Source organism: Candidatus Kurthia intestinigallinarum (assembly GCF_003991225.1).
Lineage (GTDB): Bacteria > Bacillota > Bacilli > Bacillales_A > Planococcaceae > Kurthia > Kurthia populi.
In genome coordinates, this window is the sequence record NZ_JTFC01000042.1 from 122,625 (window position 1) to 144,260 (window position 21,636).

General features: G+C 37.8%; 29 protein-coding genes. 17 read left to right on the forward strand and 12 right to left on the reverse strand.

Translation table 11 applies throughout. The annotated features are described in order from the left end of the window. Positions 1-118: 118 nt before the first annotated feature. The 6 genes from QI30_RS17085 to QI30_RS17110 are packed head-to-tail and all read left to right on the forward strand — an operon-like array spanning position 119 to position 3,936. A complete protein-coding gene (locus tag QI30_RS17085; RefSeq protein ID WP_126991790.1) occupies positions 119-496 on the forward strand; it encodes a GntR family transcriptional regulator in 378 nt (125 codons plus the stop codon). Then, positions 493-1,359: an ABC transporter ATP-binding protein gene (locus QI30_RS17090; RefSeq protein ID WP_126991791.1), complete on the forward strand. Its 867-nt coding sequence runs from the start codon at positions 493-495 to the stop codon at positions 1,357-1,359. The genes QI30_RS17085 and QI30_RS17090 overlap by 4 nt, the downstream gene beginning before the upstream one ends. After that, the gene (locus tag QI30_RS17095) at positions 1,334-1,993 is read left to right on the forward strand and encodes a hypothetical protein (protein WP_148113872.1); all 660 of its coding nucleotides are present in this window, start codon (positions 1,334-1,336) and stop codon (positions 1,991-1,993) included. The genes QI30_RS17090 and QI30_RS17095 overlap by 26 nt, the downstream gene beginning before the upstream one ends. Continuing rightward, entirely contained in the window at positions 1,990-2,652 is a 663-nt protein-coding gene (locus tag QI30_RS17100; protein WP_126991793.1) for a hypothetical protein, read from the forward strand. The genes QI30_RS17095 and QI30_RS17100 overlap by 4 nt, the downstream gene beginning before the upstream one ends. Continuing rightward, a complete protein-coding gene (locus QI30_RS17105) occupies positions 2,642-3,298 on the forward strand; it encodes a hypothetical protein (protein WP_126991794.1) in 657 nt (218 codons plus the stop codon). Before QI30_RS17100 ends, QI30_RS17105 begins: the two co-directional genes overlap by 11 nt. After that, on the forward strand, positions 3,295-3,936 hold the full coding sequence (locus tag QI30_RS17110; RefSeq protein ID WP_126991795.1) for a hypothetical protein: 642 nt from the start codon (positions 3,295-3,297) through the stop codon (positions 3,934-3,936). The genes QI30_RS17105 and QI30_RS17110 overlap by 4 nt, the downstream gene beginning before the upstream one ends. A 34-nt stretch (positions 3,937-3,970) precedes the next feature. Here QI30_RS17110 and QI30_RS17115 read toward each other — a convergent pair whose 3' ends face one another. Then, positions 3,971-4,420 (reverse strand): VanZ family protein, encoded by a 450-nt coding sequence (locus QI30_RS17115; RefSeq protein WP_126991796.1) that lies wholly within the window; start codon positions 4,418-4,420, stop codon positions 3,971-3,973. Between the two features lie 164 nt (positions 4,421-4,584). Between QI30_RS17115 and QI30_RS17120 the strand changes: the two genes are divergently transcribed. The 6 genes from QI30_RS17120 to QI30_RS17145 all read left to right on the forward strand — a co-directional run bounded on the left by QI30_RS17120 (position 4,585) and on the right by QI30_RS17145 (position 10,652). After that, complete coding sequence (locus QI30_RS17120) at positions 4,585-5,427, forward strand: methyl-accepting chemotaxis protein (RefSeq protein ID WP_126991797.1); 843 nt, start codon at positions 4,585-4,587, stop codon at positions 5,425-5,427. A gap of 94 nt (positions 5,428-5,521) precedes the next feature. After that, positions 5,522-6,991, forward strand: coding sequence for an FAD-binding oxidoreductase (locus QI30_RS17125; RefSeq protein ID WP_126991798.1), 1,470 nt, complete (start codon positions 5,522-5,524; stop codon positions 6,989-6,991). After that, positions 6,984-7,457 (forward strand): hypothetical protein, encoded by a 474-nt coding sequence (locus tag QI30_RS17130; protein ID WP_126991799.1) that lies wholly within the window; start codon positions 6,984-6,986, stop codon positions 7,455-7,457. The genes QI30_RS17125 and QI30_RS17130 overlap by 8 nt, the downstream gene beginning before the upstream one ends. 60 nt (positions 7,458-7,517) lie before the next feature. Then, the gene (locus tag QI30_RS17135) at positions 7,518-8,015 is read left to right on the forward strand and encodes a hypothetical protein (protein ID WP_126991800.1); all 498 of its coding nucleotides are present in this window, start codon (positions 7,518-7,520) and stop codon (positions 8,013-8,015) included. Positions 8,016-8,051: 36 nt separating this feature from the next. Then, positions 8,052-8,552, forward strand: coding sequence for a hypothetical protein (locus QI30_RS17140; protein WP_126991801.1), 501 nt, complete (start codon positions 8,052-8,054; stop codon positions 8,550-8,552). Positions 8,553-8,825: 273 nt separating this feature from the next. After that, positions 8,826-10,652, forward strand: coding sequence for an endonuclease/exonuclease/phosphatase family protein (locus QI30_RS17145; protein ID WP_126991802.1), 1,827 nt, complete (start codon positions 8,826-8,828; stop codon positions 10,650-10,652). 79 nt (positions 10,653-10,731) lie between these two features. Here QI30_RS17145 and QI30_RS17150 read toward each other — a convergent pair whose 3' ends face one another. Continuing rightward, positions 10,732-11,133 carry a PaaI family thioesterase gene (locus QI30_RS17150; RefSeq protein WP_126991803.1) on the reverse strand — a complete coding sequence of 134 codons (402 nt, stop codon included), beginning with the start codon at positions 11,131-11,133 and terminating at the stop codon, positions 10,732-10,734. Positions 11,134-11,485: 352 nt separating this feature from the next. Between QI30_RS17150 and QI30_RS17155 the strand changes: the two genes are divergently transcribed. Next, entirely contained in the window at positions 11,486-12,130 is a 645-nt protein-coding gene (locus QI30_RS17155) for a VC0807 family protein (RefSeq protein WP_126991804.1), read from the forward strand. A 56-nt stretch (positions 12,131-12,186) separates the two neighbouring features. Here QI30_RS17155 and QI30_RS17160 read toward each other — a convergent pair whose 3' ends face one another. After that, on the reverse strand, positions 12,187-12,612 hold the full coding sequence (locus QI30_RS17160; protein ID WP_126991805.1) for a response regulator: 426 nt from the start codon (positions 12,610-12,612) through the stop codon (positions 12,187-12,189). A 286-nt stretch (positions 12,613-12,898) separates the two neighbouring features. Here QI30_RS17160 and QI30_RS17165 point away from each other — a divergent pair, with 286 nt between their 5' ends. After that, positions 12,899-13,234 (forward strand): NINE protein, encoded by a 336-nt coding sequence (locus QI30_RS17165; RefSeq protein ID WP_126991806.1) that lies wholly within the window; start codon positions 12,899-12,901, stop codon positions 13,232-13,234. A gap of 148 nt (positions 13,235-13,382) precedes the next feature. On the opposite strand, the gene QI30_RS17170 is transcribed toward QI30_RS17165, so the two are convergent. The 4 genes from QI30_RS17170 to QI30_RS17185 form a co-directional block, all read right to left on the reverse strand. Beyond that, positions 13,383-14,117: a hypothetical protein gene (locus tag QI30_RS17170; RefSeq protein ID WP_126991807.1), complete on the reverse strand. Its 735-nt coding sequence runs from the start codon at positions 14,115-14,117 to the stop codon at positions 13,383-13,385. A 399-nt stretch (positions 14,118-14,516) separates the two neighbouring features. After that, entirely contained in the window at positions 14,517-15,353 is an 837-nt protein-coding gene (locus QI30_RS17175) for an AraC family transcriptional regulator (protein WP_126991808.1), read from the reverse strand. Positions 15,354-15,392: 39 nt separating this feature from the next. Next, on the reverse strand, positions 15,393-16,055 hold the full coding sequence (locus QI30_RS17180) for a glyoxalase (protein WP_126991809.1): 663 nt from the start codon (positions 16,053-16,055) through the stop codon (positions 15,393-15,395). A gap of 57 nt (positions 16,056-16,112) precedes the next feature. Beyond that, entirely contained in the window at positions 16,113-16,640 is a 528-nt protein-coding gene (locus QI30_RS17185; RefSeq protein WP_126991810.1) for a DUF308 domain-containing protein, read from the reverse strand. 128 nt (positions 16,641-16,768) lie between these two features. On the opposite strand from QI30_RS17185, the gene QI30_RS17190 reads away from it, so the two are divergent. Continuing rightward, the gene (locus tag QI30_RS17190; protein WP_126991811.1) at positions 16,769-17,137 is read left to right on the forward strand and encodes an OsmC family protein; all 369 of its coding nucleotides are present in this window, start codon (positions 16,769-16,771) and stop codon (positions 17,135-17,137) included. Positions 17,138-17,241: 104 nt separating this feature from the next. On the opposite strand, the gene QI30_RS17195 is transcribed toward QI30_RS17190, so the two are convergent. Beyond that, on the reverse strand, positions 17,242-18,147 hold the full coding sequence (locus QI30_RS17195) for a tyrosine-type recombinase/integrase (RefSeq protein ID WP_126991812.1): 906 nt from the start codon (positions 18,145-18,147) through the stop codon (positions 17,242-17,244). Positions 18,148-18,347: 200 nt separating this feature from the next. Then, a complete protein-coding gene (locus tag QI30_RS17200) occupies positions 18,348-18,725 on the reverse strand; it encodes a nucleotide excision repair endonuclease (protein ID WP_126991813.1) in 378 nt (125 codons plus the stop codon). Positions 18,726-18,956: 231 nt separating this feature from the next. Between QI30_RS17200 and QI30_RS17205 the strand changes: the two genes are divergently transcribed. Both QI30_RS17205 and QI30_RS17210 read left to right on the forward strand, forming a co-directional pair. Continuing rightward, positions 18,957-19,268, forward strand: a complete 312-nt coding sequence (locus QI30_RS17205; RefSeq protein WP_126991814.1) for a DUF3784 domain-containing protein — start codon at positions 18,957-18,959, stop codon at positions 19,266-19,268. A 62-nt stretch (positions 19,269-19,330) separates the two neighbouring features. Then, positions 19,331-19,714, forward strand: a complete 384-nt coding sequence (locus QI30_RS17210; protein ID WP_126991815.1) for an SET domain-containing protein — start codon at positions 19,331-19,333, stop codon at positions 19,712-19,714. A gap of 37 nt (positions 19,715-19,751) precedes the next feature. Here the strand turns inward: QI30_RS17210 and QI30_RS17215 are convergent, their stop codons facing one another. From QI30_RS17215 to QI30_RS17225, 3 genes are all read right to left on the reverse strand, one after another. Further along, complete coding sequence (locus tag QI30_RS17215) at positions 19,752-20,156, reverse strand: hypothetical protein (protein WP_126991816.1); 405 nt, start codon at positions 20,154-20,156, stop codon at positions 19,752-19,754. 287 nt (positions 20,157-20,443) lie between these two features. Then, a complete protein-coding gene (locus QI30_RS17220) occupies positions 20,444-21,139 on the reverse strand; it encodes an MIP family channel protein (RefSeq protein WP_370323630.1) in 696 nt (231 codons plus the stop codon). A gap of 176 nt (positions 21,140-21,315) precedes the next feature. After that, positions 21,316-21,594 (reverse strand): AbrB/MazE/SpoVT family DNA-binding domain-containing protein, encoded by a 279-nt coding sequence (locus tag QI30_RS17225; protein ID WP_126991817.1) that lies wholly within the window; start codon positions 21,592-21,594, stop codon positions 21,316-21,318. Positions 21,595-21,636: the final 42 nt, after the last annotated feature.

Sequence of the window (21,636 nt, forward strand, 5' to 3'; positions counted from 1 at the left end):
AGTCTTCGGATTCCTCTTTTTTTATGGAAAAATAAAATTTCATATTGCTAAAAATTTGAAAAAGATGTATAGTACATTACAACAGTAATGCACTAATGAAATTGAAGGGAAGGACGTTATGCAGCTACAAGATGGGCAAGTGCCGATTTATGTGCAAATTGCACAATGGCTTGAAAATGAAATTATTGAACAGCGCCTTGAAGCGGATGCGAAAGTGTTTTCACAATATCAATTGGCAGAAAAATTTAATGTCAATCCAGCCACTGCTGGCAAGGGGTTAACGATTTTACTTGAAAAAGAATTACTGTATAAGAAAAGGGGATTAGGAATGTTTGTAATGGAAGGGGCACGCGAAAAACTAATGGATGAGCGCGTACAGCATGGCTTACATGGCAAGGTAGCGGAATTAGTCGAAGAGGCACAGCGTTTAAACATATCAGAAGTACAACTTATCGCTTTGATTGAACGCATTTTCCGTAAGGGGGACTTAGGATGATTAACTGTGTGAATGTACGAAAAAAATTTGGTAGAAAGATAGTGTTAGATGAGTTAAATCTACAAATTGATGAGCCAAAGCTAGTAGGTTTGGTTGGTCGTAATGGCGTAGGGAAATCGACATTGATGTCGTTACTTGCTGGCTTAGAAAAACCAACGAAGGGCAAGGTAGAGGTTTTAGAGCAATCTGCCTTTGATAATTTATATGTGTCCGTCAATAGTATTTACATTCATCCGAATATGACATTTCCAGCGAATTTATCACTACGTGAGCTATGTCAAATGGGAGCGCAGTTTTATATGCACTGGGACCAGGCATTAAGTGAAAAACTCTTTACTTATTTTGATATTCCACTTCATCAAACATTCCAGCAGCTATCAACAGGAATGAAGTCGATGTTTGCGACTATTTTTGGTCTCGCTACACGTGCGGCGGTGACATTATTAGATGAGCCAGTAAATGGGATTGATGAGGGCCTGCGTAAAGATATGTATCGCGCGATTTTAAAAGAGTATATTGCCTACCCGCGGTTAATAATTATCTCTAGTCATTTACTAGATGAGCTAGCGCATTTACTTGAAGAAATTGTCATTTTACATGATGGCAAGGTGCTCGTGCATGATAATATTGATGACTTTGCGTCGTCACATATGATTTGGGAAGGTGAATTGTCTCGTATGCTTGCCGCTTATCCGGATGCTTTAATTCTCGAGCGCTCACCATTTGGCGGTGACCGGGTGCTTGTGCCAAGCCATATAGCAGGTGATTTCCAACAGCAGGCGATTAGCGCTAAGGACTTGTATTTATATTTGACGGCAGAAAAAAAGGGGTCGATTGATGATGTCTTTTCAAACAATGAGTAGTAATCAATTAAGCCGATTTTTTATAAAATGGACGTGGCGAAATAATCGACAAATTGTATTATTTACAATTGTTTCACAGCTCATAGCACTTGCCCTCGCTCTCGTAACAGAAGACCAACGAATGCAAGGATTTGCTGATTTTCAATTCACCTCAATTTATTACAATCTAGTTCCACTTATCGTAGCCGGTTGCTTGAGTACGATGATGCTAGGAGCGGCGCTGAAGCAGCAGCGTCTAGAGCCTTTTCAATTTCCAAAGCATGTGAAGCAAAGAGGAAGCATCGTTATAGCTGTGCTTTATAGTGCAGCCCTCACACTGGCGATTATTTTAACACGTTATGTCATCGGCATTTATTTCCTATTAATTGAGCCGGAACAAACGATTTTACGAGCGAATGAACAGGTATGGTTGCAGGCAATGCTGCTATTTGTATGGTTGATGATGGCTTGTATACTGGGCTTTTTATACGCGATAAATAAAGTGTATGCATTTCTTGTGTGTATTGTTAGCTTAGTAGCAATGATCGTCGTTGCACAATTGTTCGAGCATGTACTTTATATCGGAACGGCAAGTATCGCAGTTATTTTGGCAGCTGCACTTATTTGGATGATACGTCAGGAGGAAGCGGTATGACATTTCTAATTATGATTCTGTTACTCTTACTGCTCGGTGTCATCTTAAAATGGCACCCGGGCAAACGATTTATCGGGCTAATTGTTGGACTATATGCCGTTGTGTTACTAGCGAGCCCCGTTATTTATCAGCTGTTAACGAAAGAGACGCCAATGTCCTATACAGTAGCACAGGTGAAAAATTATCAGCAGGAGCAGCAACAATTTTTAACAGATTTAGCGAGTGGCAAACGCGATGCATATGCTGATTTTCTACTTTATACGAAAACACTCGCCTATAAAAAGGATTTATTTTATATGAATAGCGAAATCGAGGAACATCAAGTTTTGTATGTAGTAGAGGAGGCATCTGATTTAGAGGGTGAGGTAGAAGTAAGCATGTACAAGCGTCCATCTTTAGTAGGCGATGTAGATGTCAGCGCTTTATACCCGGAGCCGACCATTCAATTTAAAAAAGATAAGTTGATTGTAAGAGGGCAGCAAGAAACACTCGACCTTACGGCAAAGGGCGTGACATTATTGCCGGTAGCATGGGACGAATCATACTATGATGGCAATAATAATCCATATGTGGCGTATGTACGTGTGCCGATGCATACACGCGTACTAGATCGTCATGATAAACAAATTTTTGAAGGAGGAGAAACGCATGACAACTAATTATTATCGTATCCAGTGGAAGCAAACAACCGAGAAAATGCGTGGCTTCTTTATTATTTTAATAATCGTGCAATTATTTTTTAGCTTAAATTCAATCGCTGGACAATTCGGCGGTACGGTGGTGTATGCCATCTTCAATGCCAATACGACCTTCTTAGTAACATTACTAGCGATTTGCTTTGGCGCAATCAAGGTCGCGCAAATAGAGCCAACAGACGTCTTTCGTCTTCCTTTATCTGTGAAAATCCGTGTAGATAGCTTAATGCTTATGCTACTAGCGCTATATGGCAGTGTGACAGCATTACTTATTCCATACGTAGCTTACGGCGGGAAGTATTCGGATGCCGCAACCTATTATGATACGACATTATTAACATCTGGTTATTTTTATAAAAATATGCTTATTTGCTTCCTGCTTATTTTAGCGGCGAGCATGTGGAGCTATACCGTTAGATTATTGAAACAATCGAAACAATGGATGTGGGTAAGTATTTATATGGTGACGATTATTCTTTGTGTGGTTGCTTACATATACAGTATTGGGCATTTATTCACATCATGGCAGTGGCTTGGCTTTAGCGCGATGCTACTCGTCGTAGAATTTGGCTTTTTACAATGGCGCTTTAAGGGGGCAATGGCAAAATGAGTCATATAAGTGTTTTTGGTTTTATTTTCTTAATCGTTCTTGTGTTGGTTGTGGCCCTTGTTTCGCGTAAATTATTCATTAAAATTCGCTTAGGCAAGTCGATTAAATGGATTGCTTTGGGCTATGTGGCCGTTTTACTGCTAGGTGCCATCCTTACTTCGATATCAGAGCCGACAGCTAAGCAGGTATCAGCGGAGCAGAGACAGCAAATGGATGCCTACAACAAACAATTATTACAGCAATTTAATAATAAAAAAATAATGATTCCTGAAGATAATATGTGGGTACAAGACGTCGATACTGCTGAAGAATATTATATTCATGAAAACGAGGAAGTTCGCTATAAAATCGTGCGCAGCAATAAACTGACAAATACCGTAGAAGGAAAAGTGTATTATTTGAAGTATGCAACGAAGCAAATGAATCTAACGGGTGAGCTTCCGAGTTTGATCATTGATGAAGGCGAAAATGAAGTGGACATTAGACGAAAAGATATGCCGACCGTAAAAGTATTAACAGATCGCTTAGATTTTATTAAGGACGAAGGATTTCAGGTAGATGACGTAGAGGGTGACGTTTTTCAAGATGTGCTCGTGCTGCTTGAAGTACCGAAGAACTTAAACGTTGTAAAAGAATAATGAAAAGGCATGATGCGCTTGCATCATGTCTTTTTTAATTTGCGATAAATAATAATAGCGTAAGTCCAATAAAGGGTAGACCGATAATCATCGAGACCATCGCAACGGCTTTTTGTACATCAGCGAAGCATTTGCCGAGTATCCAGGCCAGTCCCATACCGATTAGACCACCCATTGTATTTAATAGGAAATCATCGATGTCGGACGCACCGCGCGCGAAGATGTATTGAAAAATTTCAATACAGAGGCTAGCTAGCATGACACCCCAAAGAGCCACTTGTTTATAGTGAATCATGAGGTAGATGCCAAGTGGAATAAATAATAGCACATTACCCCATACATTGATGTCTAGTGTCCCTTGTGCGTGAATCATATCAAAAGGCTGCAAGTTTACATTACGGTAATGGTCGCGTGATAAGAAAACCGTTTCGATAACTAAGCCGCCATAGCACAGCATCATCGCATAATAAAAAAATCGGTACATAAAAAAACCTCGTTTCTATGCTTATTATACTAGCGTATAAAAATGAAGAAATTCTTAAGAAAGTTCTGTAAAACAATGAAGATTGAACAGTGAATAAAAAAACTACAATAAAAAGAAATTAAATGATACAATGTTACTAGGACTAAAGAACGGAGGTTTTGTAGATGATGGAAACAATTGTAGTGAATCGTTTAGAAGAGCTAGAACGCACATTACCGTTAATTGTCGATGTATTTGATGAGGGCTCGTTTTTTGCGATGACCGATTTGACACATACCGTTTGGGAGCATAATGGAGGAACATTTGATCAAAATAAAGTGCGTATGAGCAAACAACGTCCACTAAAATCAGATGATATTGTTTTTGATATTTTTCGTACACGCAAGAAAGTAATCGTTGATGTACCTGTTGAAAAATATGGTACGGCTTTTCGATTTATTGGTATTCCTATTTTTGATGAGCGTAATCAGGTGATTGGAAGCTTAGGGATTTCGAAGCCGATTGAAGTACAAACGAAGCTGACAAAGGCGGCAGATATGGTTGCGAATTCGACAACGAGTATTGCGGCGGCCGCAGAGGAAGTACAGGCCTCTTCATCTGAGTTCCAGCATCATATGGCTGGGCTTGAACAAGCACAAAAAGAGATGCTAGCGTACACAGAAAATACGAAAAAAATGCTACAAATGATTAATAATATCGCAAAAAGCACACGTATTTTAGGGCTGAATGCGGGGATTGAAGCGGCTCGCTCTGGCGAAGCAGGTAAAGGCTTTGCAGTTGTTGCAAGTGAAATTACGAAGCTAGCCAATCAATCAGCAGATTCGGTGACAGAAATTAACGATGTGATGGAAAATCTACGTCAGCAAGTAATTGATATTTCAAAAACACTAAAAGATACTGTCGAAATTTCAACACAGCAGGGCATTGCAATTACAGCGATTGCCGATTCATTAGAGCAATTAACGAATGTCTCAGAAGAAGTAAATGAATTAGCGAAAAAAGTATAGTTCAAACATAAAAAGGGACGGCTCTTAGACGGGTTGTGCCTTTTTTTGCGTTTCCCTATCTAGTTTTTTGTTATGATAGAGAAGAGGTGATTGTATGAAACGTTCTACAAAGACAGGCCTGTTAGTAGGGCTTGTCGGCGTCATGACAGGCGTTGTGTGGTGGCAAATTCCAATTGAAAAAAGAACATATGGCTTATCACAAACGGCAATGACGACAGACTATACCGGTCTAATGCCGGAAAAGGTCGCACAAATTAATGAGGTGAAGAAGCGAGAAGAGCTTGTTGCAATCGTAAAAGAGGCGCAAAAGGCGAAGCGCACCATTAGCATCGCGGGGCTTCAACACTCACAAGGTGGACATACATACTATAAAGACGGAATTGTTATCGATATGCGCGCATTTAATCGTGTGCTATCGGTGAATGAACAGCAAAAAACCGTGAAGGTCGAAGCGGGTGCTAGCTGGATGGATGTGCAAGAGGCACTAGCGAAAAAAGGCTTGGCACTCCGAGTGACACAGTCGCAATCGATTTTTACAATAGGTGGCTCGCTCAGCGTCAATGCGCACGGACGAGATATTCGCTATGGCTCGATGGCCAGTACGGTACGTGAGCTGACAATTGTGAATGCACAGGGCGAATTTGAAACGTTAAAACGAGGCCGAGATGACGAGCGCCTACAGTATATTTTAGGTGGCTATGGTTTATTTGGCGTTATTGTTGATGTGACGCTCGATGTGACAGACAATACCGTTTATACGATGCATACGACTGAAATGAAGATGGCGGATTATGCACCACATATGCGTAGTATTTTAAAAGATGACCGCATTGCCATGCATTATGCGCGTATTAGTGTGGCGCCGAATAGCTTTTTAGAGGATGTGTATACGATTGATTATGAAAAAATGGAAGCGATTGATCACACCTCACCGTTAAAAGGTGAAAGCTCTGAGCGTTTGAGTAAACTCGGGCTTGATTTAGGACGTCAAGGCGGTGCGCTTGAAAATGGTTTCTGGCAATTGCAGCGCGGCTATATGAAGTTAATTGATGATAAAGAAATTAATCGTAATGATGCGATGCGCTCTGAGTCTACCTTTATGGAATATACCAAACCGGGGCGCGTAGAGGTACTTCAGGAATTTTTCGTACCACTAGATGAATTTGAAGCCTATGTGAACGAGCTTCAGCAAGTGCTGCCGCATGATGATAAAAAGAATGATGTGAAAGTACATAATATTACACTGCGCTATGTTGCAAAAGATGACGCAACGGCGCTGAACTATGCGACGGATGACATGATGGGCTTCGTTGTACTGCTGCAACATGGTACATCCGAGCAGTCGATTGAGGAGGCCAAGACCTTGATTCGTCAATGGACAGATGTGACATTAAAGCATGAAGGGACGTATTATTTACCGTATTATCCATACCAGACGACCGACCAGTTTAAAAAGGCGTATCCAAATGCCGCTAGTGTGTATGACGAAAAACAGCAGCAGGACCCAGATATTATTTTCCGCAATTATTTCTATGATAATTATGTGAAGCATGCCAATGACTAAGTGGCCGCTATTCATCACAGTCGGACAGGTAATTATTTTTCCGTATTATTTATTTTGGCTAAAAAATAGTACGTTAACCTTTTCATTATTTGCACTTATTTTTGCGCTATTTTCCTTTGGTGCAGCACTTGGCTATCATCTCCAGCAAAAATGGACGATGCCAATTGCGTTGCCGATTGCGCTACTCGGTATGATTTATATGCTGACATTAGATGTAGAGAGCCTCTATATCATTAGCGTGATGCAAGTAATACTCGGCTTTTTACAAGGCTATTTTCGTGCATGGCATGTCGGACAAGAAACCTATAAGCTACAAGTTGTATGGCACTATGTCATTGTCGGCTTAGCGATGGTGGCGTTATCAACTGTGACCATTGTAGTACCACAGATTTTTGTCGCCATCTATGGTTTTATGCTCGTCATTTGTGCCATAGTAATGGCGCTTAAAAAGTGTAAGAAAAAATAACAACAAGCACATCCAGCAAGAAAATGTTGGATGTGTTTTTTACAATAGGAGGGTTTTAAAGTGTTTAGTGTAGAAAGCTATGTAGAAGAAGTTAGATTTAATTTAGAGGAAAAATCAAATGAGTTGATTGAATCTTTTAAGGGTTTAGAAAATGTTTGTTTTCCAGATGAGACGGCTGTTTTATTTGCGTGGGCATATTTTTCTTTAGATGATATTCATCTTTTGTTAGAAGCACATGAAGATATGTTTAATTCGGTTGATCCGGTCGAAGATGATAGTGAATATACCTCTAGTGTAAAATTACTTACTAATTTTGCTCTCTATGATGAAGATTCAAAAAACTTTAATGAAAAAGAAGAAGAAATGTTTAGTGAGTTTTATAGCGACAATGGTTTAGAAGGAATTACTATAAAAGAATATGGGCATTGGGTCAAAAAATGTTTTGATCAAGCAAAAATCACTTTTAATGTACCAATTTATTTTATGATTTTGGATGAAGATGAAGTGTTGAATTTGGTAACAGGCAAATGGGAAGATCAAATGGAGATAGAGCTGTAAAACAAAGATTTTCTTTAATTAATGAGGAGGACTCCGATGTATCGTGTGAAAAAATATGTAAAAACAATTCAAAAAAACTTAGATAAGCAAACAGAAACATTAGTAAATGCGTTTAAAAACGTAGAAAATCTGAAATTCCCAGCAGATGCTAAGGTATTAATTGTCGTTTCATCGATGGATGATTTGAGTGATGAACAATTTGAAATTTATTTAGCGGTTAATGAGGATATGTTTGATAGTGTTGATGCAGTTGATGATAATAGTGAATATAGTGATGGTGTTTATTTAGTTGATTCTGCTATCTTGTATAAAGAATTTGATACAGGTAAGCAGTTAGAACAATTTGTTGATTTTTTTGAAAAGAATGATTTAGAAGAAATTACAATGAAAGAGGTTAGTGACTGGGTAAAAAAATGCTTTGACCTTGCACAAGTTACATTACCTTTACCTATTTATTTTAGATTTACAGATGAAGAAGATGCGCTAAATCTAGTAACAGGCAAATGGGAAGAAGATCAAATGGAGATAGAGCTGTAAATATAATGGATGGTCGAGAGTAACGTAAAGCACATTCCGCGAAAAAAGCGTGGTATGTGCTTTTTTTAATCCTTTTTTTAATAATAACGGGCTGCTCCTTTAAGAAGGTCACAGTAGTAAGGGGTCTGTTTTTAATTTTTTGTAAAGAATAGTTAGACTATTCTGCCTACAAAGCTTTACAAATAATACGGTCTATAGCTACTTACATTTATGTATAAATTTTTGTAAAATACTAACAAGCTTTGTATCTTTTTTTATGAGGAGGACTTTCTAGTGAAAGCAAAATGGTTAACAGCATCACTTTTATCAGTAGGTATTTTAACGGCAGTAAGCGGGCAGGCATCAGCAGATACGACGGAAATTCATGATATTCAAGGTGCTACACATCAATCCAGCTATGTGGGGAAAACTGTGCAGCAAGTAGAAGGCGTCGTAACATTTACGTATAAATTAAATGGCGCGTATTACTTCCATATGCAAACACCGGATGCGAAAGCAGATAAGGATAGCCGTACATCGGAAGCCATTACCGTTTATACAGGGAAATATAGCCAAGATGTCAAAGTAGGCGACCTTGTTTCTGTAACAGGTAAGGTGGATGAGTATTATATCGAGGGCTATAGCGACAAGCGCACGATGGATTTACCGGTGACGCAAATTAATGCGCGTGACGACCAGGGCGGGCAAGTAGCGATTAAAGCGGAAAATGTGACGTTACCAAAAGCAGTCCAAATTACAAAGCAAAATTTACCGAAATCAGTTATCGACAATGATCAATTTACGAAATTTGATCCAAATGAAGATGCGATTGATTACTGGGAAAGCCTAGAAAGCATGCGCGTAGCTGTAAAGGATGTTAAGGCTGTAGCACCGCAGGAATATGGCGATGTCATTACGGTGTTAAAATCACGCCATACAGATACGAAAAATGGCGGCGTACTATTTGAAGCGAACGATGCTAATGCAGACCGCGTACAATTCAAGCTCTTTGGTGACAATGTACGTGACTACAACGTCAATACGGGCGATGAATTTAATGGTACAATCGAAGGCGTTGTTGGCTACGGTTATTCCAACTATAAAATTTTCACGAACATAGAGAATATGCAAAAAACCTATAAACAAGGCAAGGCAACACAGGAAACAACGAAACTAAAAGCATCTAAGAAAAAAGTGACAGTCGGCTCATTTAACTTAGAAAACTTCTCAAATAACACAGCCGAAACATCGAATGCGAAGGCTGAAAAATTAGCTCATTCAATTGCCAATAGCCTTGGTAGCCCAGATATTGTTGGTGTCACAGAAGTGCAGGACAATAACGGCGCAAAAGCAGGCGACAGCAAGGCAAATGAATCATATGAGCGCTTAATTAAAGCAATCGAGGAAGCGGGCGGTCCAACGTATCAATACGTCAATATCGACCCTGAAAACAATCAGGACGGTGGCGCACCGAATGCGAATATTCGTGTCGGCTTCTTATACAACCCAGAGCGTGTATCATTAAAATCAGGTGCACCAGCAGGGGATGCGACAACAGCAGTTGGCTACAACAAGAAAACAGGCTTAACAGTAAATCCAGGGCGAATTGACCCGACAAATGAAGCATTCGAGGATAGCCGTAAGCCGTTAGCTGCTGAATTTACAGCAGATGGCAAAGATTTAATCGTTATCGCCAATCACTGGAACTCAAAAGGGGGCGATACACCGTTATTTGGCCAAGTACAGCCCGTTAACTTAGCGAGTGAAGTACAGCGCCAAAAAATCGCAAACGTTGTCAGTGACTTCGTGAGTGATGTATTAGCGAAAAATCCAAAAGCGAATATCGTGTCTGTCGGCGATTATAATGACTTCCAGTTCAGCAAGCCGCTTCAAACATTTGAAAAGGCTGGCATGGCAAATTTAATTCATAAAGTACCGACGAATGAGCGCTACACATATGTGTACCAAGGAAACTCACAAGTGCTTGATCATATTTTCGTTTCAAAAAGCTTAAAGAATGGCGCGAAAATTGACATTGTTCACGTCAATGCAGACTTCACAGAGCAAGCAGGACGCGCCTCTGACCACGATCCATTAGTTGCACAAGTGAAATTAAAATAAAGAGGCTTAAAAAAAGAAGGAATCCGCTTTGGCGCGATTCCTTCTTCTTATTTCGAGACAGGTTCTATCCTATTCGCTGCTATTTATGATTGACGCCTTTGAACGTAGACGTACAAAGGGCGATTAATTCATTATCTTCATTGTAAATACGACCTTCTAAAATCGCAGTTGTACGTGTGCGGTCAATCGTTACGGCTGTTGCACGTAGGCGACCAGCTTGTACAGGACGAATAAATCGTGTCTCCATTTGAATCGTCATCACGACATCAAATCCTAATGTGTATGCGGCAATGCCCATTGTATTATCAAGCATTGTCATCATCATGCCGCCATGTAGTGTGCCAGCAACATTTGTAAGGTCCGGGCGGAAATCAAGGGCTGTCTCTGCTTCGCCATTTTCCCCTTTTATAAATTCAAAACCAATTGTATTCCAAAGTTCGGTATGTTCAAACGCTTGTTGAATCGTCATCTGAGTTGTCAAAAATAAAACTCCCTTTAATTAATTATCCTAATTATAAGGATAATGAACCTTGTAAAAAAATGCGATTGTTTTCGAGAAACTGCATGAATTTACGCAAAACTCATTAGAATAGGCGAAGATTATGTATAGTAAACTTAGGCCGTTGTATAAAATGGCAACGGTACCATTAGTTCGAATGGCATTCATTTTTAGGTAGCTTATAAGTTTTAAATCCTAGTCAGTTTATGCATTGAACATGGCATTATCCTCTTTAAAATGCAGTAATCTCGATTATTCCAGAGGTTTTTTGTCTCTTTTTGTAATGAGTATGGTATTGTATGTACATAAAATAGAATAGAAGGGCGATATACATATGAAAAAAAATTCCACACTATGGGATTTGGTGTTTTATGTAGCCATCCCACTCGTTATCTGGCATATGCGCGACAAAATTGGCTTAACGGATTATATGGCCATGGTCATCTCTGCCGGCATCGGTATTGTTTATGGCCTATATATGTTCAGCAAGCAGAAGAAGTTGAATGTGTTCGGGACCTTTATTTTAGCCGATTTAATTATTACGATGCTCATTACGGTATTCTCTGGGTCGGCAATGAATCTATTATGGAATAATGTTTACTACACATATGTACTAGCAGGCGTGTATTTTGTTTCCATTTTAATTAAAAAGCCATTAATGCTTTATATGGCACTTGATTTATTTGCGATTGACCCAGAACGCCGCGCACGCATACTACCCATTTTCCATACGAAGAAAGTAAAATTACTATTTGTCGTTTTCACGCTATCCATTGTTGTGAAAGAAATTTTATCTGCGTTATTACAAGGCTATTTAATTACACAATACGGTGTGAATGCCTATGACAAGGGGATTTTACTGAAGCAGGGTATGAATATCGCTTTTATGGTCATTACCTTTATCTTAGTTATGCTGATTATGAAAGAGGCAGGCAAGCATATGTCAGAAGAAGAACGCGAGAAGTTCTTTGGAAGCTAGAACGATTAATTGAAAAAACAGGAGCTGCATCGACGCGGCTCCTGTTTTTGATTTATTTAAGAAATTGATTTTTTAAGAATAGCTGAATCAATCATATATTGTTGGTAATTTGTCTCAAAAGCTTCCTCAACATAACGTTGTAGTGTCGCTTTTGTATTTTTCTCAATAATATGGGATGCGTCGATTTGCGTCGCAAGTGCTTGTATTTCAGCAGTTTGCTCTTCTATAATCAAAACAATTTGGGTTGATGGATTCTCTTGACGAACGTGTTTTGCTAGATCAAGTGTTTCGGGCTGATCGGGGCGAATAGAAATAAAGTAACTGTCTGCCACGTAGCTTTCTAGGTAATCTAAAATGGATTGTACTTTACGTGTTGTTAACACTTGATAAATTGTATATTCTTTAAATTTTGCTAATCGTTCAATTGAGTTATGGATCGTATTAATATCGCTATAATCTTGTTCAAAGATGATAATGCGCATGAAATCGACCTCCTTTAAATGATTCACGCGTTCATATTATGACATTATTCGACAAAATACGCAATAAAAAAATTTATAAAGCATTTAAATCATATAAAATTATTACTTGCTAGTCTATATAAAAAGAAAAAATCTGTAATTATGGATAATTTATGTGCTTAGAGCGATGTTTTTTTGTCTAGTACATAAAAATGTAAAAGAAACTTTCAAATTTAACGATTTTTAAACGTATTTTCTTCTATAATAGAAAGTGACATAAAACGAGCACTATGTAGGAGGATTTTACATGAGCACAGTAGAAGAAAAACGTGCGGCATACGTTGAAGAAAAATTAAAAGAAGACGGCTATCGTGATTTAAAAACAGCGCGTAAACGTTGGATTTTTGGCCTTTTTGGCGTTCATAAATTTTATTTAAACCATATGGGAAGCGGCTTAGCGATTTTAACGCTAACACTGGTATTCTTTTTTGCATTCTTAATTGATATTGGCGTTGTCGCATTAGGAATTGCGATTATTTGGTGGATTGTTGACTTTTTCCGTTTACCAACATTAGTTGAGCAAGCAAATGTTGTCCAACGCGAATATTATGAAGAAGAAGCAGAACGTCGCATTCATAACTAAGCATATAAAAGAGGCTGGGACAAAACACGTCATTTTCCTTTTTTAGCGTTCGCAATTAAAAACCGGAACCGCGCTACAGTGCGATTCCGGTTTTTCTTATGCTAATAGGAACGGGTGTTTTTATACATATGTCAAAGCCTCTTTTTAATTACGGTAATACAATTTTTCCATCGATATACGTCATGCCCTCGTAAACGAATTCACCCTTCACAATAAAGCCTTTATAATACAACACCTCTGCTTCAAAATTTTCAGGATCACCTGTTGGGTTATACAACATATAACCAGGTGCGAGCTTGCCATCTAAAAATAAATGGTCATCGTATACCTTCAAACCTTCTGCTAAATCACCCTCGATAAAAAGCTGGCTATTAAAGACAACCGTATCTCCATAAAGTAAACCATCAAAATAAATACGGTTCTTATAAATCGCAAAACCTTTTTTCAATACACCATTTTCATATAATTGTTTATTAGAGGATAATACAATGCCTTCTTTTATTTTGCCATTTACATACAGTTTATTATCATAAACGATTTTACCGACAGCACGCATCGAGCTGTTATAGAGCACACCATTGTATAAAACGAGTGAATACACAATGCGCCCATTTTTATAGAGTGTGCTACCGGTGACATAATAATTTTTCTTATCGACTTTGCCGTTTTTGTATAGCTTATCGCTATAAATGCCACTAAAAATCTTTCCATTTTTATAGAGCTTTTTATTATACGTAATATAGCCTTTTGCTGTTTTCCCCGTTTGTGCATTTACGAGTTTATTGCTGCTAAGCTTATAGCTTGCGGCATCTACTGTAAGTGTTGAAAAAGTAAGAGCACTTGCTAACGCAAGGGTCATCATTATCTGAAATCGTCGGTTCATAGCTTCACGTCCTTCTAGTTACTATAACGGCCAATTTTGCTGAAAGTTAAGAAGGTGTTAGGCGATAAATTCAATGTTTCTATATTAAATGTTATATTAGTATAAGCAATAAATGCTAGGAGCGTTTAAAACAGTGAAAATAATCGGGTTAATCTTAATTCTTTTTTTCTTAATTAACATTATTTTTTTAATAAATGAATACATAAAAGAAGCTAAAACGGAAGGGAAAGGAGAAATGGTTAAATCTCTTTTCAGATTCTTAGTGGGATTATTGTTTGATATCCCATCATTATATGTGGTATTTGTGCTCGTTTCTTTAGTTGTCGGAATTTGGTTTACGTTCTATTAAAAACTGCCCTCATTAATCATATGAGGGCAGTTTTTAATAGCTAAAATGTTTTATTTTACAGGAATCCAAATCTCTGTCACATAATCCTGTGCGGTCACATCCCCGTTAGGATAGCGTTCAAAGTCAGGTGCTTGGGTAAATTCATATTGAGAGCTTGGCAAAAAGCTTTCAAAAATTTCACGTGTGGTTTGCTGGATGGCGGTTGGGACCGGTCCAACCGCTTCGAAGACAAGCCATTTAGAAGCGGGAATTGTCCAGGATTCAAATGATGATGGGGTATTATCGGTTTTCACGCCAATGACATAATCATAGGCAGTATCCTCTGTGGGGATACACAGCCCTAGCATCGCGTCATCTGAGGCTTCCTTTAATAACTGTTGCTCTTTATCTGTACCAGAGAACTGACGCCAAAACGCGGGAATTTTTTCTACACCTTCATCCATCGACGCATAGCTTTCCTTTACACCGACTACTTGAAAGGCATCTAATTGTTCGACACGATAATTCATTGAACTTCCTCCTTTAATTTGAACATGAATCGAGAGCTTCGGAAATGCGGAAACAGTTTGACGCTTAGCGCGAATATCAGATGGGGTACAGCCAAAGTACTTTTTGCAGGCCTTCGTATAATTATCTGGTCCGGCATAGCCATATTGTAGGGCAATATCAAGGATGGATTGCTTAGTCTCAAGTAGCTCGAATAATGAGCGAGAGAGCTTGCGGCGGCGAATATATTCACCAAGTGGAATACCTGTTAGCACCGTAAAAAGCTTTTGCAAATTGTACGGTGAGAGCATCGCACAGCGCGCAAGGTCATCTATTGCAATCGTTTCTGTAATATGCGCCTCAATATAATGCAAAACGTCATTAAACCTTTGTAAATTCATTTCCTTCACCTCGTTACAATTAGTATAGGGGAAAGTGCATTACGTCTCTCGATGATTTTTGGCAAGATTTGTCGGATACATAATCGTGCCATACGATGTGTGAATCGTAATCGGAGAAGGCGTGGCGACAAGTGACGAAAAGAGCCATTTCCGCCCTGCAGGAGCGGTAATAATGTAGCAGCCATTTTCTCCGTAAAATGTAATCATTGTCGTAGAAGGGGTGCTTCCGGCGCGTACAGGAATATGAAAATCTTCCATGACATGCAGTGCCTGCTCAATATGTGGCATCACAAAGCCCACCTCACCAATCGCTAAAATGGTGTCAGATGAAAAGGTCTCATATTCTGCGTCCTCAACCTCTTGGCGGCGCGCGATAAGCTCCATAATATTACCGGCTGGATCATAAAAATAGACAGAGTAGGCATCAATTCGTTCAAAATACACTTCATCTTCGCCATCTTCAGCAATTAATTCTACAAATTGCTGTAGCCATTCCTTCGCATCGGGAAAAGCATTTCGCGGGATATTAAAGGCGATATGATACGTATAAGCATCCGGGCCACTAATAAATGTTAGCTTACTCGTGCCAATTTCCACGCTAGCACTTGTAGCCTGCTTGCTCACCTTAAAGCCCATTGCTTCATAAAATGCCACTGTGTCATCGATATTAGCAATCTGACAAATCACTTCTTGAATGTCCATGTTTTTCCTCCTAACGATATGAAAAGAGGGCCCCACTGAAGTGGATGCCCTATTTTTTTAATGTGTTAATTTCTTTAGACCAAAATAGCCGACAAATAGGGCAATACTTTGGAATAAGAAATAAAATGCAAACATTAATGTTAAACTAATCGCCGCATAGCTAGGACGAATAAGTAATAGCACGGCTACGACTAAGCATAATAGATTAAAAATCATCGCAACGAGATACCATGATTTTTGCGCGCGCATTACTTGTATTTCGATTAAATTGCCAATGATTTCAATTAAGAACCAAATCGCAAAAATAATGCCAATAATCGTTACGCCGCCTGTTGGATAAATACATAAATACAGACCTAATGCTCCAATCGTGATGCCTGTAATTAAGCGAAATGTTGGGCCACTACCCGTTTTCTTTTTGATTTGGAAGTATCTCCATAAATCAAATACCCCTTTTATGATGGCAATAACAGCGCATGTAATAACAATTACTTTTAATGTACTGATGGGCTTAATAAATAAAAATAATGATAGCACAAAGCTCAATAATGCAAATACGAGCGTGAATCGATTTAATTTTTTCATAAAAGCGCCTCCCTTTATTAAAGCGTATCATAAATTTTATGGAAAATTTACTACTTTGCAGAAAAACTTAAATGATTTTACGTTTAGTTTAAAAGATGCAGGGAAAAATGACAGTAGGAGGCGATAGAATGGCTACAAAAATTCAAAAGATAAACGACGTTATTACAATTAATTCAGGTGATAAAACATACGATTTGCCAGGTGCAGATCCTAAAATTTTAGTGGAAGCAACGCTTGCCTCATGTGCTGTAAAAACAATGCGTGAAGTACTAGAGCGCGATGGCATTGACTATAATGAAGCGGATTTAGCAGCAGAGGTAGAGGGTACACTTTCTGAATCAGGTGTAAAACGCTTTACCCATTTCCATCTAAAACTTACTTATCCACCATTCCCATCTGAATATGATGAGGATAAATTCTTAATCACGGTTGAACGTGGTTGTATTATCGGTAATACATTGAAAAATGAAGCAACAGTTGAATTTACAAAACACTAAATAAATGAAAAAGAAAAACCGGAATCGCGCTGTAGTGCGGTTCCGGTTTTTCGTTGCGAACGCTAAAAAAAGGAAAATGACATATTTTGTACCAACCTCTTTTTTTAAGGTAAAAATTTATCAATTGTTTTATCTGATACAGATAAGTAATGCTTAGATATCGTATCAAGTGAGCGGTGACCAGTTTGTTCAGCGATTGTCGCAAGGTCTGCTCCTTTTTCATGCATATCTGTTACGAGAGTTTTTCGGAAATTATAGCCGGATAAGCCTGTCCACTTATTCAAATCATTTAAATAACTACGTTCAGTAACATGCTTACTACGGTATTTTTTGCCGTATTGATTGGCAATGATTTGTCCAACAAAGTAATCATCCGTTTTTAAGTCATATTCCTGAATGTAGAGCTTTATGGCTTGGATTGCTTCATCCGTTAAACGCTTCGTTTTAAATGTCTTTTGCTTTTTCAAATACACATCAACGGTATGGCTTGTTAAATCAAAGTCGCGCATTTGTAAGGCGACCATTTCATTTGGACGATTGCCAGTAATTAAATTAACGAGACAAATCGCACGTCCACGAACATCTAGTAACGATAAGGCCTCTTTCAACTGCGCGGAATCTACAGGTTTTTTCCCTTTAATTTGCTTTTGACGTGCAAACTCTTCCTTATTAAATAAACTTCGCAAGTAGGCTGTCTCTTTTAAATACGCTTCATTATTTAAAAATGTAATGCCATACTCTACTTTTAATAACTTTTTAATGGCTGCTAATCGTTTTTCAAATGTCGTCTTTTTCACTTTTTCCTCTGTAATCGAATAGTACAAATAATCATACATACTCTCTGCAGTAGGTGCTTGACGGGTATGATCTACATAAGCGCGGTAATTTTTAATGTCATGTTTGTAGGATACAGGTATATGACTCTCGAAGGCATTACGCTCCGCGTCGCGTAGTGCATGCCGACGACGTGTTTCAAATTCCTCAATGCCGACGATTTTTTGTTCGCTCACGTTGCTCATCCTTTCGTACATTCATCTAGTAAATTGTAGCATAATTTGGGGTGAAAGTCGCTTTAGAATCGGTCATTCAAGCACTAGAAAAAGAGTACAAACATAGATAGATATAGTTTTCTTTGTGAAATTTTTTATTTTAAAACATAAAAAAAACAAGAGGTAGATTAAAAAAATCGCCTCCTGTTTTTTACGTTATTTTATTTGTCGAAGAATACTTTATCTACATTGCATTTTGCTTCGAAAGCATTGATAGCGTATGTTTCATAAATTTCACGTTCCATTGGATCTTCAATTTCATACACTTCAATTTTGAAAATTTCGTTACGGTGATCTTTTACTGGAGATACGTTATCTTCAAAGTGTTTTTTCACACGTTGACGGATTTTACGTGCTTTACCAACGAATAGTACTTCGTTTGCTTCATTATAAAATAAGAAGATACCGCCTTTTTCACGAGTGATTTTGTGTAAATCAATAAAACCATGGAATGGCGTAATTGGCGCTTCGCCTTCTTTTAGTTGTTGTTCACGTTGTTGAATAACAACGGTTGGTTTTGGCATTTCAATATTAATCAAGTGAATTTCAGTCCTTTTTAAATGTCTTGAAAGCCTATTATATCATGCTTTATAGAAAAGATATAGTGCAACGTTTTTAAACGGTTCCCACTTTGGTTCCCACTTTTGAGAAAAAATTTTCAATTTTTGCTGCTTCAGCACATATAGTAGATAGCACCACAAGTAAGAATTTTGTATCAATAATAGATTTAGAAGTGTTAAATATTGTAAAATAGATTCAGGAGGTGGCGTATGATTATATTAGGGGTAGTTATTATTTTATTTTTAATTTTAAGTATTATCCTACTTATGGGGAAAGGTGCATTTTTAATTGCCGGGTATAATACGATGGCAGCATTAGAAAAGGAGAAGTATGATGAAGTAGCTCTTTGTCGTGCGATGGGTGTAATGATGCTAGGTATTACAGGGTGTCTTCTATTAATTATACCTAGTATTAAAACAAACAATCAAAGTTTTGGTATTGTTGCGACAATTTTAATGATTGTTATTATAATAGCAGGACTGATTTATATGAATACGAGTAAAAAAATCAAGCGTTCATAGGCAATTCATGTTACAGTTAATAGCGAAACATAATTTACCTGACTAGGAGAACCAACATAACAATGATTGAAATTAAAAACTCAGAAGTAAGTGGTCGTGGCGTATTTGCGACCGTAGATATTAAAGCAGGCACACTTTTCCACCAAGCACCTGTTCTGGCTTATCCAAATGAAGAACATCAATATATTGAAAAAACAGTATTTGCGGATTACGCATTTGAATATGGTATTGGACGCTCAGCAATCTTATTAGGTTATGGTATGCTATTCAACCATTCATATGAACCAAATGCAACGTATGATATTAATTTTGATAATGAAACATTTGATTTCTCTGCTTTTAAAGATATTAAAGCGGGCGAAGAAGTATTTATTAATTATAATGGCGATATCGATGATATGGATCCATTATGGTTCAATGAAGAGCAAGAACAAGAAGTGAAATAAAGACAAAGAAGGTCTTCCAATTTGGAGGACCTTCTTTTTATATCGTTCCTTTTTCTTGGAAACAATCACTTAAAAAAACAATGGAATGATCAATGGTATCAAGCATTTCATTCATCAACAATGTAATATTATTGAAACGAACATATTGGCCCCATTGTGCGACAGCATCATGCATATCATTCGCTAATTGAATAAACTGCGCTAGTCGCACGTCCATTGCAACCGTTAACATTTTCTGCGTGTGTTCATCGTGTAAGGTACAATGCATTAAGTATAGGTCATAATTAAAAGAGAAAACTTCACGGCATTGCCAAATCATTTGTTTATACTTCTCTAAAATGCAAAAGCTTTCATATTCCATTATGCGTTTAAAATCTTCTCCTGCTTGCTGTGTTGCATGAAATAATTGTTCAAAAGCTAAATCAAATACTTCAAAATTCATTTACCCACCTCGCTTCTTATTTATTATACAGAGAATAAGATATATAAATCTTTTAACTTTTTATGTTTTTTATAAAATTTATTGCAAATTTATGCAAAATCTTCTCTTTTAATAGCTTTAAATGCTCGTAAAAACGTGAATGTAAAAAATATGTCATTTCCTTTTTTTTGCGTTCGCAACGAAAAACCGGAACCGCACTACAGCGCGATTCCGGTTTTTTATGCTTATAGGGGCAGTTGCTTTTACACGTATGTTAAAGCCACTTGTTAGATTAAAAGCTATATGAATTAATCGATATCTTTATTAACAATTGATTCATTACCTTGCTCTGTTTGGAAGAACATTTTTCCAACTATAGCTGCTACAATACCACCAAGAATTGGCGCAACGATAAACACCCATAATTGTGATAATGCTTCACCGCCAGCAAAAACAGCTGGTCCTAAGCTACGAGCAGGGTTTACAGATGTACCTGTTAATGGAATACCTAGTAAGTGAATTAATACTAATGTAAAACCAATAACTAGGCCCGCTAAGTTCGCATTGCCTTTACGACCTGTAACAACCATGATAACAAGTACAAAGACAAATGTTAAGATAAACTCAACTAATAGTGCACCACCTGCGCCTAGATCGCCAAAACCATTTTGCCCCATGTTGATAGTAGATAAATTTGATAAATTTAAGAATGTAAATAAGACAAGTGAGCCTAAGATACCACCAATAACTTGCCCTACAAGATAATAAACTAACTCTGTTGCGTTAATACGTTTATTTACGAACATCGCAATTGAAACAGCTGGATTGACGTGACAACCTGAGATTGTACCAATTGAATAAGCCATTGCGATAATAGATAGACCAAATGCCATGGCAATGCCTAAAATACCGATGCCTTCAATACCGCCGCCAAGAACAGCTGTCCCTGTACCGAATAGAACAAGTACAAATGTGCCGATTGCTTCTGCAACTAATTTGTTCATAATAAACACCTCCATATAAATTTTAGATAACGTTATACGATACTTTTACTTTATTAGTGTAAACTTATTTTTTACATACAAAATAGAGACCCTACTAAATCGGCGAAAATTTAGTAGGGCCTCTTATATCATTTACATGAGGTGATACGTTAAATAGTTTTTAATAGCAGGGGAATTTATTTGTTTAATTGAGATTGAATTTCTTTTACTAAGATTTGTGCGCCTTCTGGGCTTAAGATTAAGTTGCCACCAGCAAGGCGGAAGTTATCATCTGATACTTCACCTGTAACAGCACAAGTCATATTTGGTAAATATTTTTTTAAGATAATTTTATCATCATCAACGTAGATTTCTAATGCGTCTTTTTCTGCAATTTTTAATGTGCGGCGTAATTCGATAGGAATAACGACACGGCCTAGCTCGTCAACTTTACGTACAATACCTGTAGATTTCATGGGGGAAATCCTCCTAATAATATATAATTAATTCGTCATTTT

Excerpts from the sequence above, each read along its gene's own strand:
- QI30_RS17100 (WP_126991793.1), top strand. The coding sequence starts at position 1,990 with ATGACATTTCTAATTATGATTCTGTTACTCTTACTGCTCGGTGTCATC.
- QI30_RS17095 (WP_148113872.1), top strand. The coding sequence starts at position 1,334 with ATGATGTCTTTTCAAACAATGAGTAGTAATCAATTAAGCCGATTTTTT.
- QI30_RS17155 (WP_126991804.1), top strand. The coding sequence starts at position 11,486 with ATGAAAAAAAATTCCACACTATGGGATTTGGTGTTTTATGTAGCCATC.
- QI30_RS17225 (WP_126991817.1), bottom strand. The coding sequence starts at position 21,594 with ATGAAATCTACAGGTATTGTACGTAAAGTTGACGAGCTAGGCCGTGTC.
- QI30_RS17185 (WP_126991810.1), bottom strand. The coding sequence starts at position 16,640 with ATGAAAAAATTAAATCGATTCACGCTCGTATTTGCATTATTGAGCTTT.
- QI30_RS17165 (WP_126991806.1), top strand. The coding sequence starts at position 12,899 with ATGAGCACAGTAGAAGAAAAACGTGCGGCATACGTTGAAGAAAAATTA.
- QI30_RS17180 (WP_126991809.1), bottom strand. The coding sequence starts at position 16,055 with ATGGACATTCAAGAAGTGATTTGTCAGATTGCTAATATCGATGACACA.
- QI30_RS17120 (WP_126991797.1), top strand. The coding sequence starts at position 4,585 with ATGATGGAAACAATTGTAGTGAATCGTTTAGAAGAGCTAGAACGCACA.
- QI30_RS17170 (WP_126991807.1), bottom strand. The coding sequence starts at position 14,117 with ATGAACCGACGATTTCAGATAATGATGACCCTTGCGTTAGCAAGTGCT.
- QI30_RS17110 (WP_126991795.1), top strand. The coding sequence starts at position 3,295 with ATGAGTCATATAAGTGTTTTTGGTTTTATTTTCTTAATCGTTCTTGTG.
- QI30_RS17205 (WP_126991814.1), top strand. The coding sequence starts at position 18,957 with ATGATTATATTAGGGGTAGTTATTATTTTATTTTTAATTTTAAGTATT.
- QI30_RS17175 (WP_126991808.1), bottom strand. The coding sequence starts at position 15,353 with ATGAATTTACAAAGGTTTAATGACGTTTTGCATTATATTGAGGCGCAT.
- QI30_RS17220 (WP_370323630.1), bottom strand. The coding sequence starts at position 21,139 with ATGAACAAATTAGTTGCAGAAGCAATCGGCACATTTGTACTTGTTCTA.
- QI30_RS17090 (WP_126991791.1), top strand. The coding sequence starts at position 493 with ATGATTAACTGTGTGAATGTACGAAAAAAATTTGGTAGAAAGATAGTG.
- QI30_RS17115 (WP_126991796.1), bottom strand. The coding sequence starts at position 4,420 with ATGTACCGATTTTTTTATTATGCGATGATGCTGTGCTATGGCGGCTTA.
- QI30_RS17105 (WP_126991794.1), top strand. The coding sequence starts at position 2,642 with ATGACAACTAATTATTATCGTATCCAGTGGAAGCAAACAACCGAGAAA.
- QI30_RS17215 (WP_126991816.1), bottom strand. The coding sequence starts at position 20,156 with ATGAATTTTGAAGTATTTGATTTAGCTTTTGAACAATTATTTCATGCA.
- QI30_RS17210 (WP_126991815.1), top strand. The coding sequence starts at position 19,331 with ATGATTGAAATTAAAAACTCAGAAGTAAGTGGTCGTGGCGTATTTGCG.
- QI30_RS17160 (WP_126991805.1), bottom strand. The coding sequence starts at position 12,612 with ATGCGCATTATCATCTTTGAACAAGATTATAGCGATATTAATACGATC.
- QI30_RS17140 (WP_126991801.1), top strand. The coding sequence starts at position 8,052 with ATGTATCGTGTGAAAAAATATGTAAAAACAATTCAAAAAAACTTAGAT.
- QI30_RS17125 (WP_126991798.1), top strand. The coding sequence starts at position 5,522 with ATGAAACGTTCTACAAAGACAGGCCTGTTAGTAGGGCTTGTCGGCGTC.
- QI30_RS17085 (WP_126991790.1), top strand. The coding sequence starts at position 119 with ATGCAGCTACAAGATGGGCAAGTGCCGATTTATGTGCAAATTGCACAA.
- QI30_RS17190 (WP_126991811.1), top strand. The coding sequence starts at position 16,769 with ATGGCTACAAAAATTCAAAAGATAAACGACGTTATTACAATTAATTCA.
- QI30_RS17130 (WP_126991799.1), top strand. The coding sequence starts at position 6,984 with ATGACTAAGTGGCCGCTATTCATCACAGTCGGACAGGTAATTATTTTT.